Origin of the sequence: Sphingobacterium wenxiniae (genome assembly GCF_900116225.1) — a bacterium.
Lineage (GTDB): Bacteria > Bacteroidota > Bacteroidia > Sphingobacteriales > Sphingobacteriaceae > Sphingobacterium > Sphingobacterium wenxiniae.
In genome coordinates, this window is record NZ_FOZZ01000007.1 from 178,676 (window position 1) to 196,110 (window position 17,435).

Sequence of the window (17,435 nt, forward strand, 5' to 3'; positions counted from 1 at the left end):
TTAATTTTTCAACAAACGCTGTATCTCGTCCAACTTCATCAATGCTTCAACGGGTGTGAGAGTATTCACATCTAGATTATTCAGCATGTCACGGATTTTACTCAACACCGGATCGTCTATCGAGAACATCTGTAGCTGATAAGCCTGTTTCTGTATCTTCCGCATACTATCCTTGATTTGTTCTCCTCCTGTACGTTCCTGTTCCAGACGTTTTAGAATTTCGCTCGCGCGTCCAATCAATTTAGGAGGCATACCTGCCAATTTTGCCACATGGATACCGAAGCTATGTTCCGAACCACCTGGCATCAGTTTCCGCAAGAAAATCACTTTATTGCTCACCTCTTTCACTGTCACATTATAATTCTTAATGCGCGGCATCGAAGTCGTCAATTCATTCAGTTCATGGTAATGTGTTGCGAATAAGGTTTTGGCCTGTGCAGTAGGGTGGTTGTGCAGAAATTCAGCAATAGCCCAAGCGATGGAGATACCATCATACGTACTTGTTCCTCGCCCAATTTCATCTAACAGGATTAAAGAACGATCAGAAAGGTTGTTCATGATGCTGGCGGTCTCGTTCATTTCCACCATAAAGGTCGACTCTCCTGAAGAAAGATTATCCGAAGCACCTACGCGGGTAAAAATTTTGTCTACCAAACCGATATGTGCTTCCTTGGCTGGAACGAAGCAGCCTATCTGGGCCATCAGCACAATAAGGCCTGTCTGCCGAAGCAAAGCGGATTTACCCGCCATATTCGGCCCTGTAATTATAATAATCTGTTGCGTTTCCGGATCTAAAAAAGTATCATTGGTAATATAGTCCTCTCCTGTTGGCAGGTTCTTCTCAATAACGGGGTGCCGCCCCCCCTTAATATCCAACAATTTTCCCTCATTAACCGTAGGTTTCACATAGTAGTTCTTCTCGGCAATAAGCGCAAAGTTCAAAAGTACATCCAATTTTGCGATTAACTGCGCATTTAGCTGTATCGGTTTAATATACTCCGCAATATCCAACGATAGTTCGGCGTAGATTCGTTGTTCGATCGCTTGTATCTTTTCCTCTGCCCCCAGTATCTGCTCCTCATATTCTTTCAACTCTTCGGTAATATAACGCTCTGCGTTTACCAAAGTCTGCTTCCGCACCCAGCTTTCTGGTACTTTATCCCTGTGTGTGTTGGTAACTTCAAGATAATAGCCAAACACGTTGTTGAAAGCTATTTTCAAGGATGGTATACCTGTTGCCTCTGATTCACGTTTTTGAATCTCCAGCAGGTAATCTTTACCCCCAAAAGCAACCTTACGCAGCTTGTCTAAATCCTCGTCCACACCATTGGCAATCACATTTCCTTTATTCAGTGCTACGGGAGGTTCAGCCTGTAGTGTACGTTCAATCTTATCACGAATCAGTTGACAGATATTCAACTGTTCAGAAATAATCCGAAGAGCCTCTGATTCCGGCACATCAGTAAGGTTTTTCAGTTTTTCAACAGCATAAAGCGCACGTTTTAATTGGATGATTTCTCTTGGGTTAGCTTTCTGCAAACCAATTTTAGAAATCAATCTTTCCAAATCTCCCACCTGCTTAATCTCTTGGATAAGCTCATCACGCAGAGAGCGATTATTATGGAAATAATCGACCACATTGAGTCGTTCCTGTATAGATTTCAAATCCTTCAACGGCATAACAATCCAACGCTTAAGCAAGCGCGCGCCCATTGGTGAAGAAGTTTGATCCAGTACATCCGATAGGGTAATGGCATTTTCATTTGCTGAACCGATCAGTTCCAGGTTACGAATGGTAAACTTGTCCAACCACATGAAGCGATCTTCCTCTATACGCGACACATTGGATATATGTTGCAGATTACGGTGTTCAGTTTCGTTGAGGTAATGCAAAGCTACACCTGCAGAAATAATACCTATTGGCATACGATCTATGCCAAAACCTTTCATGGATTTCACTTCAAAATGTTTCAGTAAGCTTTCTTCCGCATAATCGCCCGTATAAGGCCATTCATCCAAGGTATAGGTGTAATATTGGGAGCCAAACTGCTCTACAAAATCTTTAAATTGTTTCTTGGGTAAAATAATTTCCGTTGGCTTGAACCCCTGCAACAGCTTGTCAATATAATTTGCCGGTCCTTGGGCAACTAAAAATTCACCGGTTGAGATATCCAAAAAAGAAATCCCATACTGTCCCTTATCACTAAAAATAGATGCTAAATAATTATTGGCTTTTTGCTGGACAATATTATCATTATACGAAACCCCAGGAGTTACCAATTCAGTTACACCACGCTTCACAATGGTCTTGGTCTGTTTGGGGTCTTCCAATTGATCACAAATAGCTACACGTTGTCCCGCACGGACCAATTTCGGCAGATAAGTTTCCAAAGAGTGATGTGGAAAACCTGCCAAAGCTGTTTCCGCCTCCGTCCCGTTTCCTCTTTTGGTTAAAACAATACCCAAAATACCGGCAGCCTTCACAGCATCCTCACCAAACGTCTCGTAAAAATCCCCTACTCTAAACAGCAATAACGCCCCAGGATACTTCGCCTTAATGGTGTTATACTGCTGCATTAAAGGGGTTTGCTTCTTCGCCTTTGCCAATGGTCTTCGATTTTTAGTAAGCCGTAAAAATAAGGGAAATGGGTGGATTTGGCAAGGTGAAAGAAAGGAAAAATTCCCTAATTTTGCCGCACAAACCACAAGTGAAATGGCAATCAAACGTTCAACAACGAAAAAAAAGAACACACGCAAGAAACAAACTACCAAAAGTTGGAAGCGGAAAATAGGAGTTTGGTCGCTAAGGATTGTTGGAGGCTTTTTTGTGTTAACTATCTTTTGGGTATTGTCGCTTACTTTCATTAACCCACCAGTCACTTACCTACAGTTGAAAAGAGGATTTGAACGAAAAACTGCAGGTAAAGAATGGAAGCTGGAAAAAGAGTGGTTGTCTTATGATGACATGTCTGACAATTTAAAGCGAGCAGCTATTGCTGGCGAAGATGCACATTTTTTAACACACAATGGTTTCGACACCAAGGCTATCAAAGAAGCATTTGAGAAAAACCAAGAAGGGAAAAGGTTACGAGGAGGGAGTACCATCAGCCAACAGGTTGCCAAAAATGTTTTTCTTTGGCCAAATCGTTCATGGCTAAGAAAAGGTCTGGAGAGCTATTTTACCGTTCTAATTGAAGTTTTCTGGAGCAAAAAACGCATTTTGGAAGTATACCTCAATGTCATTGAAATGGGACAAGGCGTGTACGGTGCAGAAGCTGCTGCCAAATACTATTTTCATAAATCTGCCCGTAGCTTGACTAAAAAGGAAGCTGCACTTATTATTGCTATTTTACCCAGCCCGCAGAAATGGGATGCGCGACGGCCATCCGCTTACGTCAACCGAAGGGCAAATAACATTGTGCGATATATGGGGTATTACAGTATTCCTAAATAAAAGAGGTCTTGCCTGTAGGCAAGACCTCTTTTATTTAGGAAGTTTATTACTTCTTGGTAACGGTCAATTTCGCATTGCTAACTCCACCACTAACATCGACAACAAATACATAAGTTGCTCCCGCCTCCAATGTTTTGCCACTTTGAACACCTAAGTTTCCTGGATCACGTCCATTATCACCGTCTCCTACATATACAACATCACCATCTGTTGTCAGGTTATCATTTTTAAACTCTCCTCCCCAGTTTTTCTGGTGGAAAAATTTAAAGTTAATATCATCAGCTCTCACCTGTTGCCCTGCTACAACCGTAACCTGATATTTTTTATCACCAATTGGTGCCATACATAGTGCTTTGCCGGTATCCCACCCCACTTGATTGCTCAATGCAGGTTTGCCGATACCATCGCCAATAATCCATATTGCACCCGTTCCATCAGCATTCAATGTCGCAAAGTCAGTGCCATTCATGGCCTCCACAATGAAGTATTTTTTATCAAACTTCGCCGTGATTTTGTACTTTCCGCTAATAGCTTGGAAAGTGTATTTATCTCCCTCTTGCTTCAGGTAGTCACTATCTATCCACCACGTATCGATGTCCGCAATGCCATCAATGTTTATCTCCGCACCATTCTCCAATTGTAAGTCGATAAAATACGTATTATCATCAACCATCGTCAGTTCGGTGTCGTTAATTTTATAACTCACAAACGGAGCTGCTGCATACGTCAAGGTATTGAACTGCACTGTATAATTCCCTGCCGAATAATTCGAAAACGGAATGACCTGCATCGTTCCTTCTTTCACATTATCGCCTTCCCAACCAAAGTTAATGACATTGCCATGCTCACCGTAAGCAGGAGCTTGAATATAGCCCTGTACCTTTTGTGGAAAATCTTCTGTTACAGCATATTCATAACCCGATAGTTTTTCCATCTTATAGGTCTCATCACCCACAATAAGGTTCAGAAACGGAAAATCAGGACGGGACAACGGCAATTCTTTTGTTTCCTCCACCGTAACCATCCCCACGTTCTGCAACACAAACTTTAATGTCGCCGTACCATTTGGAATATTCGCCAGATAAGGAACATAAATCTTACCCGAATAATCGCCATACTCTTTGGTACGTATCGTGTGTTCAGAAACTAAGTCTTCACTGTAGTACAGCTGTACTTTCAAGGTTGAAAGCGCTGTTCCCTGATCAGTAACACCCACTTTAAACGATAAGCTATCTCCGAAGAAAGCACTATTGGGTACTTCCTTCAAATCTAACGAAGGATTTCCTCCGCCTAAAGGATATTTGTAGTCCTCTTTACAGCCGACAAAGGCTATAAACAGGCTAAATGCAAAATATTTTATATACTTTTTCATCTTTCCATACTAAGTTTACGTATCTCAACGGAACAAATCTGCCCGTTATACTTCGTTTATTTTTTCCATTTGTAAGACACCACTGATTTTGCCGGGATCTCATAGCTAAAATGGTTTTTCCCATCTGCGATAGTGATTCTTGTGATCTCATTTTTATCGTTGGCCAGCACGACAGCATAACTGCCATCCGGATTTTTGAACACCGAATAAATAACATCCCTATCGTCAAGTCCTTGCGAACCGATACGTACCGCCCCCGGCTGTACCACAGCCGACAAATGGCTGATGATATAGTAATGAGAGTTGCGCGTAATGGTCTTATAGTTTGAAGATTGAATATCCACGGCTCCATAACAAGTCTGACATCCGCCATCACGATTAGGTCCTCGCTCATTATCCAGCATAAGGTTCCAAACGATGACCGCCTTACACCAGTTGTTAACCGTTCCTAATCCCACCTCTTTCATATCTTCCAAAAGACGACGGCCTAAATTCTGTCCATCGTTCCACGTGCCAATAGAAGTTTCCGTAAAAATCAACTCCTTATCCGGTGCTTTGCTACGGATATCCAATAGTTCAGCTTTGTCTCCTCCATAATTGTGGTATGCAGAACCTGCAAAATATTGCGCGGCTTGCGGATCATTGAAAATCTGGATCGGATAATCATTTTGGCTCGCAATGTTATCATAATTGTAATTATGATCAAAAGCATAGATCTTGGTTTGCAAACCTGCTTGCTTGATCTGCGGGCCAAGTTCATCCCGCACAAAAGCCTGCTGTTCCGACCAATGCATTAGCATCGATGCAGAATTACCTGCATTAAGCGGCTCATTCTGGGGGGTAACGCCATATATTTTGATCCCTTCTGCTTCCATCGCTTTAATCCATTTCACAAAATATGTAGCATAATCTTTATAATAAGAAGGATTCAGATGTCCACCAGTCCAGGAATTATACGGATTCAGATTCGTTAAGTTATTGACTTTCATCCAGCGTGGAGCTGTCCAAGGCGAACCCAATATTTTAATATTTGGGTTTATCGCTAAGATTTCTTTGAGAATAGGGATCACAAATTTTGTTTCTTCTTCTTGAAGACCAAAATTTTCCAATCCAGGTTCATCATTCAATGTATATTCACTCAGTGAGAAGTCTGAACAACCTATCGCTATACGGATATAACTATGACCATAACCTTCTGTGGTTGAAAAAGTTTCTTTTAAGAACTTAGTTCTGTCCGCAGCATTCATTTTTAAAAGATTATATGCCGAAGAACCTGTAACCGCAGTACCAAAGCCATCCATCGTTTGATAAGTTTGGCTCTCGTTGATCGTTATGGTGCGTGGCGACATATTGGACGTAGTGCTGAAAGCAACCAATGATTTTTTCAACTCTTGTGAGCGATCGCTTGTCGTTGTATAGACCGTAACTTCTCCCTCCTGCGGCGGTTCTGGCAACTCTGGTGGAACAACAGGTTTGTCCGAACCACAGGCGTGCAAGAATACAGTCAAAAGAGAGGATAATATCACGGATTTTTTCATTTGTAATTTCATGTTTCGTTATTAATAGCCAAGGTTTTGTTTCAAATTCGGGTTCTGGTCGATAATCGACTGCGGAATTGGAAGTTTATAAGAGTGCTCGTTGAATGGATAGACCTGCGGTCTTCTCCCTGAATCTTTCGCATATACTGCATTCATCACTTCCTCCACTTTGTTCCATCTTACCAAGTCAAACCAACGCTCACCCTCAAAAGCCAGTTCTAACCTTCTTTCTTTCATCAAAACTTGAAACAGGGCGTCTCTGTTTGAGCGTACACTGCTTGGAATTTGTGGTAAATTAACCCGACCACGAATTTGATCCAAGATAACCGCAGCTCCTTCCAAGTCAGAAGAACCTAAGAGAAGCGCTTCCGCTTTGAGCAACAGAATATCCGCATAACGGTATTTGATAATACTGTTCAATGCCGAACGGGTTTTGTACATAAACGGATAATTGTTTGCTGGATAATAGTTACTCCATGTAGCCTCATAATACACAATAGACTCCTCGTAGCGAATCTGATCGCCTTCATCGGTAAAGGTTTTAATCAGATCGCGAGACGGTGTAATCCATTTTGCCCAAGTAAAGTTAGAGTTATAGTTGATCAAATCCCGTCCAAACATCCAAGTTACCCAGTTTCCACTACCAGAGAAAAACTGTGCTTCTAAGATAGACTCACGCGTATTGCGCATTTTTGCATCCGTATTATCACCATTCATACCAAATAGGTTGGTAAAGTCCTCTTCCAAAGCGAAACCATCTGAGGCCAATTCATCCGCATATTGGACAACTTTATTGTAATCCTGCAATGGCTTCTCGGCATACACTTTCGCCAATAAAGCCCTTGCCACCGATTTTGTGAATTTTGTTTTATCCGAAGCATTATTATTTGGAGCAAACTGCAATGCTTCTAATAGGTCTTGTTCAATCTGTTGATACGCTTCCTCTTCGGTATTTTGTACTGGGAAATAATCATCATATACTTCACCTATTGTTTCAGAAGTAATATCCCCTGCTTCTGTTGTGATAACTGGAATATTTCCCCATAACCGTACCATATCAAAAAGAACCATAGCACGGAAGATCTTAGCTTCTGCTTTCAACTGTTGGCGCTCAGCTGTAGACAACGTATTATCTGCAACATCATCAATATTTACTATCAAGCGGTTAGCCCGCGCCACATCTTCCATATAACGATTCCAGTCACGACTTAAAACAGAGTTGGAGCCTTCAATTGCATTATTTTCAAACGGCAAAACCTCTGCTCCAGTCGTCCCTGCGTAAGCATTATCTGCATGCACATCAGCAATCAATAACAAATCCATGTACCAATGCTCTTGTCTATCACGCATCTGGTTATAAAGCGTGGTCATATGACTTAGCACAGCAGCCTTATCTTTAAAAGCCACGTATTCCCCTTCTTCATTTACACCCTCCGTCACATCAGAGTATGTATCTAAAGGATCTTTATCTAAGGAACAACTGAACAACACTGCCAAACTGCACAGCATTGCGGTTGTATATATTATATATCTTTTCATGATCTTCACTTTATCTGTTTAAAACTCAAGACTTAACCCAACAACAAACGAACGACTCTGCGGATAGGTTCCCCAATCGATCCCTTGCACAGCACCATTTCCTCCCCATTGGTTGACTTCTGGATCTAAGCCCGTATATTTTGTCAACGTTAGGATATTGCTGACCGACACGAAAGGTTGCAACTTGCGTACACCAATACGAGACAAGCTACTCGTAGGAATATCGTAAGACAAGGAAACATTCTTTAATCGCAAGAAGCTTCCATCTTCTACAAAATAGGTAGAGTTCTTTATGTCAAATCCTGCTTTTGGAATAAACGTTTCTTGTCCGGGCACACGCCATCTTTCCAAGACACGTGTAGATTGGTTCCTACCACTATACATGCCTTCCGTTTCGATACGCGAGGCATTAAAGATGTCGTTGCCGTAAGAACCTTGAAGGAATACGCTCAGGTTAAAACCTTTGTAGCTAAAGTTATTCGTCATACCGAATATAAAATCTGGATTAGGGTCACCGATATATGTTCTATCGGAAGACGAAATCTTACCGTCATTATTCAAATCACGATAATTCAGTTCACCAGTCTCTGGATTCACACCATCACTGATATAGCCAAAGAAACCACCTAAAGACCGTCCCGGTTCGTTGCGTACCACATCTTCATTGACTACCTCAGAAGTGCGTGCCGTGTTATAGATTTTCTGCAATTCCAGTTTCTCTAAACGGTTGCGGTTGAAAGAAATATTGAAATCCGTAGACCATTGTAATACCTTCTCAATATTCTTACTGTTTACATTGACCTCAAATCCGCGATTGCTCATCTCGCCTTCATTACGCACAATGTTGTTAGCCGCAGCAGCTCCTGCAGGCAGGCTAACATACATCAGCATATCACGCGTATATTTATGGTAGTAATCCAAGTTTACGTTCAAACGATTGTTGAAAGCCGAAAAATCGAGTCCGATATTTGTCTGTCTTGTTGTTTCCCAGCGCAAGTCAGGTGTTCTTAGATTCGCTTGGGTAATCGTCGGCAACGCATTTTCCTGTCCTGTGACGAACCACTGTATCCGATTGATGTTATAGCGTTGCAAATAGGCATAATCACCTACACCAGATTGGTTCCCGGTCTCACCCCAACCACCGCGGATTTTCAAATCGTTTAGCCATGACACATCCGAAAGGAAATCTTCAGCAGACAAACGCCAAGCGGCCGATACAGAAGGGAAAATTCCCCAACGATGATCCGGGTGCAATTTAGAAGAACCATCCGCACGTAAATTAGCTGTAACCAAATATTTACTGTCAAAATTATAGGAAGCACGACCAAAATAAGACATAATAGCCCACTGAGATGCTCCCGAACCTGTACCTGTCCAAGAAATTTTGTTCGCGGCATTTAAAGTTTCTATCAGGTCATTTCTATAATGCGAACCGTTTATCCAGCTATTGTGATAATCAGAGCTGGTATACGAAGTACCGCCCATCACCTCCAGATTATGTAGACCAAACGATTCATTGTAAGTCAAGACATTATCAAAAGTGATAACTGTATTTGTATTTCGGTTATCCGAACCTTCGCCATATTGATTTCTACCCCAGGAAGTGGACAATGGATCCAAGAAAGTTGTTGACACTGCATTTCTTCTGTCCAATGCGAATGAAGTCTTAAAATTCAGTGATGGCAAAAATTGGACTGTTGCACTTCCCGCGCCCACCAATCTGTTTTCTCTGTTTTTATTATTCTGCGTACGAGCCATGTTTTCCAATGGGCTGGTAATATTTACTCCATAAAAATTAGAATAAAATTGCCCTGGATTAGCCTCGTCCCAGATTGGCGCATAACTTGGTGTGTTGATGACAGACAATACCACACCGCCACGGTTAGCGCCTTGACCAGTAATAATACCATTCCCGTTGTAATCCGAATAAGAGAAATTCGCGTTGACCCTTAACCAATCACGAACCTTGTTCTCGACATTTGCTCTAAAGTTATAGCGCTTGTAGAAAGAGGTGTTGATAATACCTTTTTCGTTCAGGTAACCTCCAGATAGAAAATACCTCAACTTCTCTGTTCCATCGGAAATGGACACCTGATAGTTCTGCAATTGGCCTGTTTTAAAAGTTTCGTCAAACCAATTGGTCTTGTCTGTTAATCCCGCAGGCAGGTTTACCAAGCCGATTTCATCTTGTAGTTCTTTGTATTGTTGTGCATTTAAGGACGCTATCTCACTGGTAATACGGTTTTGAGTAGTCTGTACATTGAAAGCAATTTTTGCATCGCCAACTTTCCCTTGTTTAGTCGTAATCAAGACCACACCATTCGCCGCACGTGAACCGTAAATTGCAGCCGACGAAGCATCTTTCAATACTTGCATATCCGCAATATCATTAGGAGAAAGGAAATTCAGGTTATCAACAGGTACACCATCGACCACATACAAAGGATCATTACTTCCGTTGAATGAAGTCGTACCACGGATACGGATAGAGGTTTCTCCACCCGGTGCGCCGTTGGGCTGTATTACGGAAACACCAGCTGCTCGCCCTTGAATCAACTGACCTGCCGATACGATAGGGCGCTCGTTCATATCTTCCACCGAAACCGAGGAAATAGCCGTGGTTACATCCTTACGTTTCACTGAACCGTACCCGATTACCACCACATCTTCCAACGTAGACGACGAGGATGTCAACTGAAAATGTAAAGAGCTTCCATCAGCAACTAAGCGTTGACTATCGTAACCGATAAACGTAGCGATAATGGTGGCATTCTTAGCCACTTGCTGTAAAGTAAAACTTCCGTCGACAGCAGACGAAGTACTCTGGGACGTACCCAATACAGTAATTGTTGCTCCCGATACGGGTTCATTCGTTTGTGCATCTGTTATCCTCCCTGTCACGGTGATGCTTTCTTGTGCAAAAACATTGACTTGCAAAAGAAGCATGACAAGAAATATAAGATGCCGCATCATTTTTGTAGAAAATGCCATAGGTCTTATAATTTAATTTATCAAAATGGATTATAATCGCAGAACCTCCCTCTAAGGCTCTGAAACAAAATTAGGTAAGACAACTTCCCTACAAAAGCTTTTTGCCTTGCGGCAAATGCAAAAGTAACATCAAACCAATTTCAATAATTTGATTATCAGAAACATATCAAAATTAAACTGGAGGTAAAAAGTAACTAATCCTAAGACTTAAAAGGTACGAATTTCACCAATGGTTTTAATCTTTTCGTCAAATTCATCCTTGGAACCGGCAACTCTGCTCCGCACTTTTACACGATAATTATATACTGTGCGCAAAGAGTAACGTAAGAAACCAGCAATCTTCGCGGAGTCAGTAATTCCCAAACGTATCAATGCAAAAATGCGCAATTCAGTATTCAACAACTCGCCTTGCTTCAAATCAATCTGCTCTTCGGGTTTTAGCAGATTATTAAAGTCCCTGATGAAATAAGGATAGAGATTCAGAAAAATCATATCAAAATTCCGATACAGATCATCCAACTCTTGCTTCACAATTGTTTGAGATTTCAGCATACGACTAATCTCGTCAAACTGTTTGTTAGAAAATTTCTTGAACAGAATTTTCCGGTACTCATCGATCTTATCGATATAATTCGAGCATATATCAAAAAATTGGGCTATATATTCTTCTTTAATATGATTAGATTCAGACAGCGCCGTATTCACTTCCAGCAACTGGTTATTCAGCTTAGTCAACTCTTCGTTGGCTGTACGAAGTTCTGTTCGTGCTCGTTGCAGCTTTTTAAGCCGCACATAAAGGGTAAACAGAGCAAAAAGCAGCAATAAACTTAGGGTACTGATAATAATAAGATTTTTTTGTAAAGCCTTTTTTTGTGCGGTTTCCTTCTCTTGAAAAGCGGCATTGATAATAGAGAAAAAAGATGAGTTCTCTATAGTGCGATAACGCACATTACTGAACACCGCATCGTCTATAGTCTCTTGAATCAATGCATAAGCCTGGTCGATATCACCTTTCTCATAATAACAAAGCGCCAAACTTTGCAACGAGGCATTATCCTTGACCATATTTTTAATATCGGCTATCGCAGAAATAGTAAAATAATACAGTTGCTTATCTAGATCGTTTTTGTTCTTGTAAACGATACCCAAAAAATAGGCAACAAGGGCACGTTCTGCATGACTATCATCTATGCTATCTAACAGCTCCGTCAGGATTGTCTCTGCTTCATCAGTTTCGTAGTTGTAAAGCTTCTTGGTGGCTAAAGCGATTCGATACCGTTGCGAAGAAGTATCTAATGAAGATAACAGCGAATCCCGATAATCTTCACTTCGCTTATAATATTCGATATCATTACTACTTTGCCCATAATGACTATTGAAGGCAGAATAAGTCTCGAAGTAATGTGGCAGTAAAGTTTTGTCCAAAAGATTTGGCTGAAGGCGGGCAAGAATAGTTGCTGATTCAATATGTTTACCCGCAGAGGAATAGAATTTAGAAAGATAAATATCCGATTGTTGTACAACAAAGTTGTCTTGCAACTGTTCGCCCAAAATACGATATCGCTGCACATAGACTATCGCCGAATCAATCTGGTATTTTTCATAGTGTTGAACAAGCCGCAATAAGATATTTTTTTTCTCAGTAGCTGAAGCTGTAGTGCGCCATTTATTTTTTAAGCTCGCTATCTCATTCAACTTGGCACGTTCAATTTCCCCCTTTTTCATAAGCAGGATATGAAGCTCCCGTTCCAAAGAGTCTAACGTTGCTGCTTTAACGTGAAAAAACGACAGCAATAATATAAATATGTAAAAAATAGACCTATACAACTTAATCGTCTCCCTCTTCCCACAAATCCGATTGCAGGTCGTCGATTTCCCTACGATCTTTTTTTGTTGGTCGCCCCGTTCCCCTATCACGCTTCAATACCGGCGCATGGAAAACCGATTTAAAGCCATATGTCTCTTCTACTGGGGTTTGATCTTCGTAAAACTGCACTGCCGTTTTCGCGTCCACCCTTCTTTCCAGCAAACCTATCACATGGATAACCTTACGCTCTATACCTTTCTGCACGGAATAAGTCTCCCCTACTTTCACGACATACGAAGGTTTGACATTCTGTCCATTGAGTTTAACACGTCCCGCCTTGCAAGCCTCCGTAGCCAAACTGCGGGTCTTGAAGATACGGATGGCCCACAAATATTTATCTATCCTTAATTTCTCTATTTCTCCAGCCATATACAAAAGTAATCGAAATGACCCAAATTTGAAGAAGCTTTCGCTGTCTTTCCATAAAAATTTACAATATTTGCATTAATCTAATGCGTGTTTAAGCGCATTATTTTTTTAAGAATTTATACTTTTTAATCAGCAAATGGAATTGCAAAACATTCAGAAATTAATTGAAGAAGCCTGGGAAAACAGAGACCTTCTAACAGAAAAGGAATATTTTGAGACTATACAAGGCGTAATAGCTAAACTTGATACCGGAGAACTTCGCGTGGCCGAACCTATTGGTAATCGTTGGCATGTAAACGACTGGATAAAAAAAGCGGTGATTTTATATTTCCCAATCCGTGATATGAAAGAGATTGACAACGGACCATTCGTCTACCACGATAAAATGAAATTGAAGACGAACTATAAGCAACAAGGTGTTCGTGTAGTTCCAGGTGCTTCGGCTCGTTACGGCGCTTACTTAGCAAAAGGTGTAATCATGATGCCTTCTTATGTAAACATTGGTGCCTATGTAGATGAAGGCACTATGGTGGACACTTGGGCAACAGTAGGTTCATGTGCACAAATCGGCAAGCATGTTCACTTGAGCGGTGGTGTCGGTATCGGCGGTGTATTAGAACCTGTACAGGCAGCTCCTGTCATCATCGAGGACAACGTTTTTGTAGGCTCCAGAGCAATTGTAGTAGAAGGGATACGTGTAGAAACAGAGGCTGTACTGGGTGCAAATGTGGTATTGACTGCATCTACTAAAATCATCGATGTATCAGGTGATGAACCTGTAGAATATAAAGGTTATGTCCCTGCTCGCTCTGTGGTTATTCCTGGTTCTTACACCAAGAAATTTCCAGCTGGAGAATATCAGGTGCCATGTGCTTTAATCATTGGCAAGCGTAAGGAGTCTACGGATAAAAAGACCTCTTTGAACGATGCTTTGCGTGAGCATAATGTAGCAGTATAGCCATAAGCAATAGATTATAGGCTTTAAGCTTATAGCCTATTGCTTATAGCCTAAAGCTTAAAGCTAAAATGAACATAGACAGAGAAGATATCAATAGGGCCTTGGAAACGCTGAAAAGCGGAGGCCTTATTCTATACCCTACAGATACGATATGGGGCATAGGCTGTGATGCAACCAATGAAGCTGCTGTGGAGAAGATATTTGTCCTGAAGGGTCGTGATAAATCCAAAAGTATGATTGTTCTACTCCACAACGACAACCAGCTGATGAGCTATGCCAATGACATTCCTGAAGTTGCCTATGAGCTTATTGAATACACCGAAAACCCATTAACCATTGTTTATTCCAACGCCAAGAATCTGGCTAAGAATATCCTTGCGGAAGATGGTTCTATAGGCATCCGCATTGTTAAGCATCCTTTCTGCGAACAGTTGCTGCAACGCTTCCGTAAACCCATTGTTTCGACCTCTGCCAATATTAGTGGACAGTCTTCACCAAAGGGATTTGCAGACATTGATGACAGTATCAAAGAAACTGTAGATTATGTGGTATCATACGGCCAGGAGTTAAAAGGAAACGGGAAGTCTTCCACGGTACTGCGATTAGATCCCAGCGGTAAAATTGAATTTTTACGTAAATAACAACATATATCATGAGAAAATTAATCACGCTTTTGGTTGTTGCCATCGCCAGCTTTCAAATCAGCTTGGCACAGCAGGCCATTGAACCTGCAAAAGCCGGTGTTCAGTATGGTAAAAAAATTGATGCGAAAGAGGCCATCAGTGTAGCTGCTTTAGAGCAAAAACTGAGAAAAGACAGTGCTTTTGAAGGAAAAATCGAAGGTGAAGTTGTCGAGGTATGCAAGAAAAAAGGTTGTTTTCTAACCTTGAAACGTGACAAAGGTGAATCCGTTATGGTGCGTTTTACGGACTACGCTTATTTTGTTCCCGCTGATATCGTTGGCAAAAAAGTAGCCGTGGAAGGTAAAGCCAAAATGAAAGAAACATCTGTTGAATGGTTACAACACTACGCCGAAGACAAAGGTGCTTCCAAAGAAGAAATCGCCAAAATCACAAAACCAAAAACCGATATCAGCATCGTTGCTGACGGCGTACTGGTGTTGAAATAATTTCTTTTAGCCCACGGCTTACACTGTGGGCTAAAGGAAACTATTATTTTACCTATTATTAATGAACAAACTGCGCACACATGCTACCCAAAGTATCAATGCTAAAGGTAAATTAATCACCTTTGATAAGCCGTTGGTCATGGGGATTTTAAACGTCACACCAGATTCCTTCTTTGATGGCGGTCAACACAACGAAGTAGATCAAGCCCTTGCCAAAGCGGTAAATATGATTGCTGAAGGTGCCGATATTATTGACATCGGAGCCTACTCCTCTCGACCTGGCGCACAGGAAATTGACAAAACAGAAGAGTTGCAACGTGCAATACCAGTCATTGAAGGCCTCAAAACACAGTTTCCCAATACACTTTTATCCATCGATACCTTTCGCGCATCTGTTGCCGAAGCTGCGGTCAAAGCAGGAGCGGATATTATCAACGATATTTCCGGTGGAGGACTTGATCCAGATATGTTTGACACCGTAGCTAAACTGCAAGTACCATATATCCTGATGCACATGCGCGGAACACCAGAAACTATGCAAGAACTGACGGACTACGAGGATGTAGTGGAAGATGTAGCATGTTATTTTGGCGAAAAAATTAGCGTATTACGCACTTTGGGGGTTAAAGATATTATCTTGGATCCCGGTTATGGTTTTGCTAAGACCATCGAACAAAACCATGAACTCCTACATCGGGTAGATGAACTGCACTATTGGGGATTACCTATTTTGGGCGGCATATCCAGAAAATCAATGATCTATAGAAAACTGGACATCACTCCTCAGGAAGCCCTAAATGGTACAATAGCGTTGAATACGCTACTCCTTTCCAAAGGCGTACAGCTACTACGGGTACATGATGTAGCAGAAGCCAAACAATTGATTGACTTACTTTTTTAACCTATCAAAATTTTGAAAAGAATCAGTGATATAGCCACGATTGGGTTTGCTCTTTTTGCCATGTTCTTCGGAGCAGGCAACTTATTATTACCACCTTTTATCGGTGTACAGGTAGGCAACCATGTTTGGATAACTATTCTTGCTTTTGGATTGACCGGCATATTGCTCCCTTTTATGGGTATTTTATCGGTCACGCATTCCGGCGATTCTTTCCAGGATTTGGGGACACGTATCCACAAAAACCTGGTTCCTGTATTGGGAACGATCATCATGATATGCATCGGGCCATTAATCGCTATACCACGTACAGCCGCTACAACCTTTGAAGTGGGTATACTCTCCTCTTTTCCTGAGAGTAACCCTATCTGGACTTCCATAGCCTTCTTTGTCGTCACTTGGCTTTTTAGCATTGTACCTTCCAAAGTGGTCGATTTAGTCGGCAATATCCTTACACCCCTTCTATTGGTATTACTGACCATCCTATTGGTTGTCGGTATTGTCAACCCTATCGAGCTTCCGAAAGAAGGTGAGCTGTCGACTATGGGATCCTTCACATTAGGCTTCACCGAAGGCTATCAGACCTTAGACGTATTGGCTTCCGTTATCTTTGCAGGAATCATTATCACAGCGGCCAAAAGCAAAGGCTACAATAGCCTCAAAGAAAAAAACAAAGTGGTTATTGCCGCTGGTGCATTAGCAGCTATCTGTTTACTTTTTATCTATGGCGGTTTGATTTACCTCGGAGCCTCTTCAGGAGTCCACAATCCGGACATCAAACGCTCAGAGCTATTAATCCACATCTCACAAAGCCTATTAGGACAGTACGGTACAATCGCCATTGCGTTGAGTATTGCATTAGCCTGTTTAACGACCGCCATTGCGCTAACTTCGGCCGTTGGTACATTCTTTAGCAACCTAACCAAGGGTAAATTAAGTTATAAGTTTTTAGTAACAGCGTGTTGTATCGTATCCGGTGTACTATCAATCACAGGCGTAGACAATATTATCCAGTTTGCCTATCCCCCGCTTGCATTCGTTTACCCGATTGTCATAACCTTAGTGTTATTCGTGGTAATTTTTGGCCGTTTTGTCAAATCCCGTTTACCCTATATTGGCGCCTTAATAGCATCGACAATTGTCGCTGTTCTGAACTTGCTTAAGATATTGGGTGTATGGGATGAACAACAGCTCTCAGCACTCAACCACATTCCTTTCTTCGATTATGAATTAGGCTGGGTGGTTCCCGCTTTTGTAGGGTTTATCACGTTGCTGTTGGTAGAAAAAATGCGAGGGAAAAAATTATAGTTTAAAGCTAAT

13 protein-coding genes are annotated in these 17,435 nt (G+C 41.5%); 6 read left to right on the forward strand and 7 right to left on the reverse strand.

What is annotated here, in order from left to right; all coding sequences use genetic code 11:
* Complete coding sequence (mutS, locus tag BM375_RS10975) at positions 1–2,607, reverse strand: DNA mismatch repair protein MutS (RefSeq protein ID WP_093366012.1); 2,607 nt, start codon at positions 2,605–2,607, stop codon at positions 1–3.
* 106 nt (positions 2,608–2,713) lie between these two features.
* Between mutS and mtgA the strand changes: the two genes are divergently transcribed.
* The gene (gene mtgA, locus BM375_RS10980) at positions 2,714–3,454 is read left to right on the forward strand and encodes a monofunctional biosynthetic peptidoglycan transglycosylase (RefSeq protein ID WP_093366013.1); all 741 of its coding nucleotides are present in this window, start codon (positions 2,714–2,716) and stop codon (positions 3,452–3,454) included.
* Between the two features lie 46 nt (positions 3,455–3,500).
* Here the strand turns inward: mtgA and BM375_RS10985 are convergent, their stop codons facing one another.
* From BM375_RS10985 to BM375_RS11010, 6 genes are all read right to left on the reverse strand, one after another.
* Complete coding sequence (locus BM375_RS10985; RefSeq protein WP_093366015.1) at positions 3,501–4,826, reverse strand: DUF5125 domain-containing protein; 1,326 nt, start codon at positions 4,824–4,826, stop codon at positions 3,501–3,503.
* A gap of 56 nt (positions 4,827–4,882) precedes the next feature.
* A complete protein-coding gene (locus BM375_RS10990; protein WP_244525882.1) occupies positions 4,883–6,376 on the reverse strand; it encodes a glycoside hydrolase family 30 protein in 1,494 nt (497 codons plus the stop codon).
* 9 nt (positions 6,377–6,385) lie between these two features.
* Entirely contained in the window at positions 6,386–7,903 is a 1,518-nt protein-coding gene (locus BM375_RS10995) for a RagB/SusD family nutrient uptake outer membrane protein (RefSeq protein ID WP_093366016.1), read from the reverse strand.
* An 18-nt stretch (positions 7,904–7,921) separates the two neighbouring features.
* Positions 7,922–10,894 (reverse strand): SusC/RagA family TonB-linked outer membrane protein, encoded by a 2,973-nt coding sequence (locus tag BM375_RS11000; RefSeq protein WP_212611668.1) that lies wholly within the window; start codon positions 10,892–10,894, stop codon positions 7,922–7,924.
* A 207-nt stretch (positions 10,895–11,101) separates the two neighbouring features.
* Positions 11,102–12,619 (reverse strand): DUF6377 domain-containing protein, encoded by a 1,518-nt coding sequence (locus BM375_RS11005; RefSeq protein WP_093366018.1) that lies wholly within the window; start codon positions 12,617–12,619, stop codon positions 11,102–11,104.
* 103 nt (positions 12,620–12,722) lie between these two features.
* Positions 12,723–13,130, reverse strand: a complete 408-nt coding sequence (locus BM375_RS11010; RefSeq protein ID WP_093366020.1) for an RNA-binding S4 domain-containing protein — start codon at positions 13,128–13,130, stop codon at positions 12,723–12,725.
* Positions 13,131–13,266: 136 nt separating this feature from the next.
* On the opposite strand from BM375_RS11010, the gene BM375_RS11015 reads away from it, so the two are divergent.
* The 5 genes from BM375_RS11015 (at position 13,267) to brnQ (ending at position 17,423) form a co-directional block, all read left to right on the forward strand.
* Positions 13,267–14,088 (forward strand): 2,3,4,5-tetrahydropyridine-2,6-dicarboxylate N-succinyltransferase, encoded by an 822-nt coding sequence (locus BM375_RS11015; protein WP_093366022.1) that lies wholly within the window; start codon positions 13,267–13,269, stop codon positions 14,086–14,088.
* A gap of 68 nt (positions 14,089–14,156) precedes the next feature.
* The gene (locus BM375_RS11020) at positions 14,157–14,729 is read left to right on the forward strand and encodes an L-threonylcarbamoyladenylate synthase (protein WP_093366024.1); all 573 of its coding nucleotides are present in this window, start codon (positions 14,157–14,159) and stop codon (positions 14,727–14,729) included.
* Positions 14,730–14,740: 11 nt separating this feature from the next.
* Complete coding sequence (locus tag BM375_RS11025) at positions 14,741–15,217, forward strand: DUF4920 domain-containing protein (RefSeq protein WP_093366026.1); 477 nt, start codon at positions 14,741–14,743, stop codon at positions 15,215–15,217.
* Positions 15,218–15,278: 61 nt separating this feature from the next.
* Entirely contained in the window at positions 15,279–16,118 is an 840-nt protein-coding gene (gene folP / locus BM375_RS11030) for a dihydropteroate synthase (RefSeq protein WP_093366028.1), read from the forward strand.
* 12 nt (positions 16,119–16,130) lie between these two features.
* Positions 16,131–17,423 (forward strand): branched-chain amino acid transport system II carrier protein, encoded by a 1,293-nt coding sequence (gene brnQ, locus BM375_RS11035; RefSeq protein WP_093366030.1) that lies wholly within the window; start codon positions 16,131–16,133, stop codon positions 17,421–17,423.
* Positions 17,424–17,435: the final 12 nt, after the last annotated feature.

Bases quoted from the DNA above. Each gene is read 5' to 3' on its own strand.
- mtgA (WP_093366013.1), top strand. From the start codon at position 2,714: ATGGCAATCAAACGTTCAACAACGAAAAAAAAGAACACACGCAAGAAA.
- BM375_RS10985 (WP_093366015.1), bottom strand. From the start codon at position 4,826: ATGAAAAAGTATATAAAATATTTTGCATTTAGCCTGTTTATAGCCTTT.
- BM375_RS10990 (WP_244525882.1), bottom strand. From the start codon at position 6,376: ATGAAATTACAAATGAAAAAATCCGTGATATTATCCTCTCTTTTGACT.
- BM375_RS10995 (WP_093366016.1), bottom strand. From the start codon at position 7,903: ATGAAAAGATATATAATATATACAACCGCAATGCTGTGCAGTTTGGCA.
- BM375_RS11000 (WP_212611668.1), bottom strand. From the start codon at position 10,894: ATGGCATTTTCTACAAAAATGATGCGGCATCTTATATTTCTTGTCATG.
- BM375_RS11005 (WP_093366018.1), bottom strand. From the start codon at position 12,619: ATGAAAAAGGGGGAAATTGAACGTGCCAAGTTGAATGAGATAGCGAGC.
- BM375_RS11010 (WP_093366020.1), bottom strand. From the start codon at position 13,130: ATGGCTGGAGAAATAGAGAAATTAAGGATAGATAAATATTTGTGGGCC.
- BM375_RS11015 (WP_093366022.1), top strand. From the start codon at position 13,267: ATGGAATTGCAAAACATTCAGAAATTAATTGAAGAAGCCTGGGAAAAC.
- BM375_RS11020 (WP_093366024.1), top strand. From the start codon at position 14,157: ATGAACATAGACAGAGAAGATATCAATAGGGCCTTGGAAACGCTGAAA.
- BM375_RS11025 (WP_093366026.1), top strand. From the start codon at position 14,741: ATGAGAAAATTAATCACGCTTTTGGTTGTTGCCATCGCCAGCTTTCAA.
- folP (WP_093366028.1), top strand. From the start codon at position 15,279: ATGAACAAACTGCGCACACATGCTACCCAAAGTATCAATGCTAAAGGT.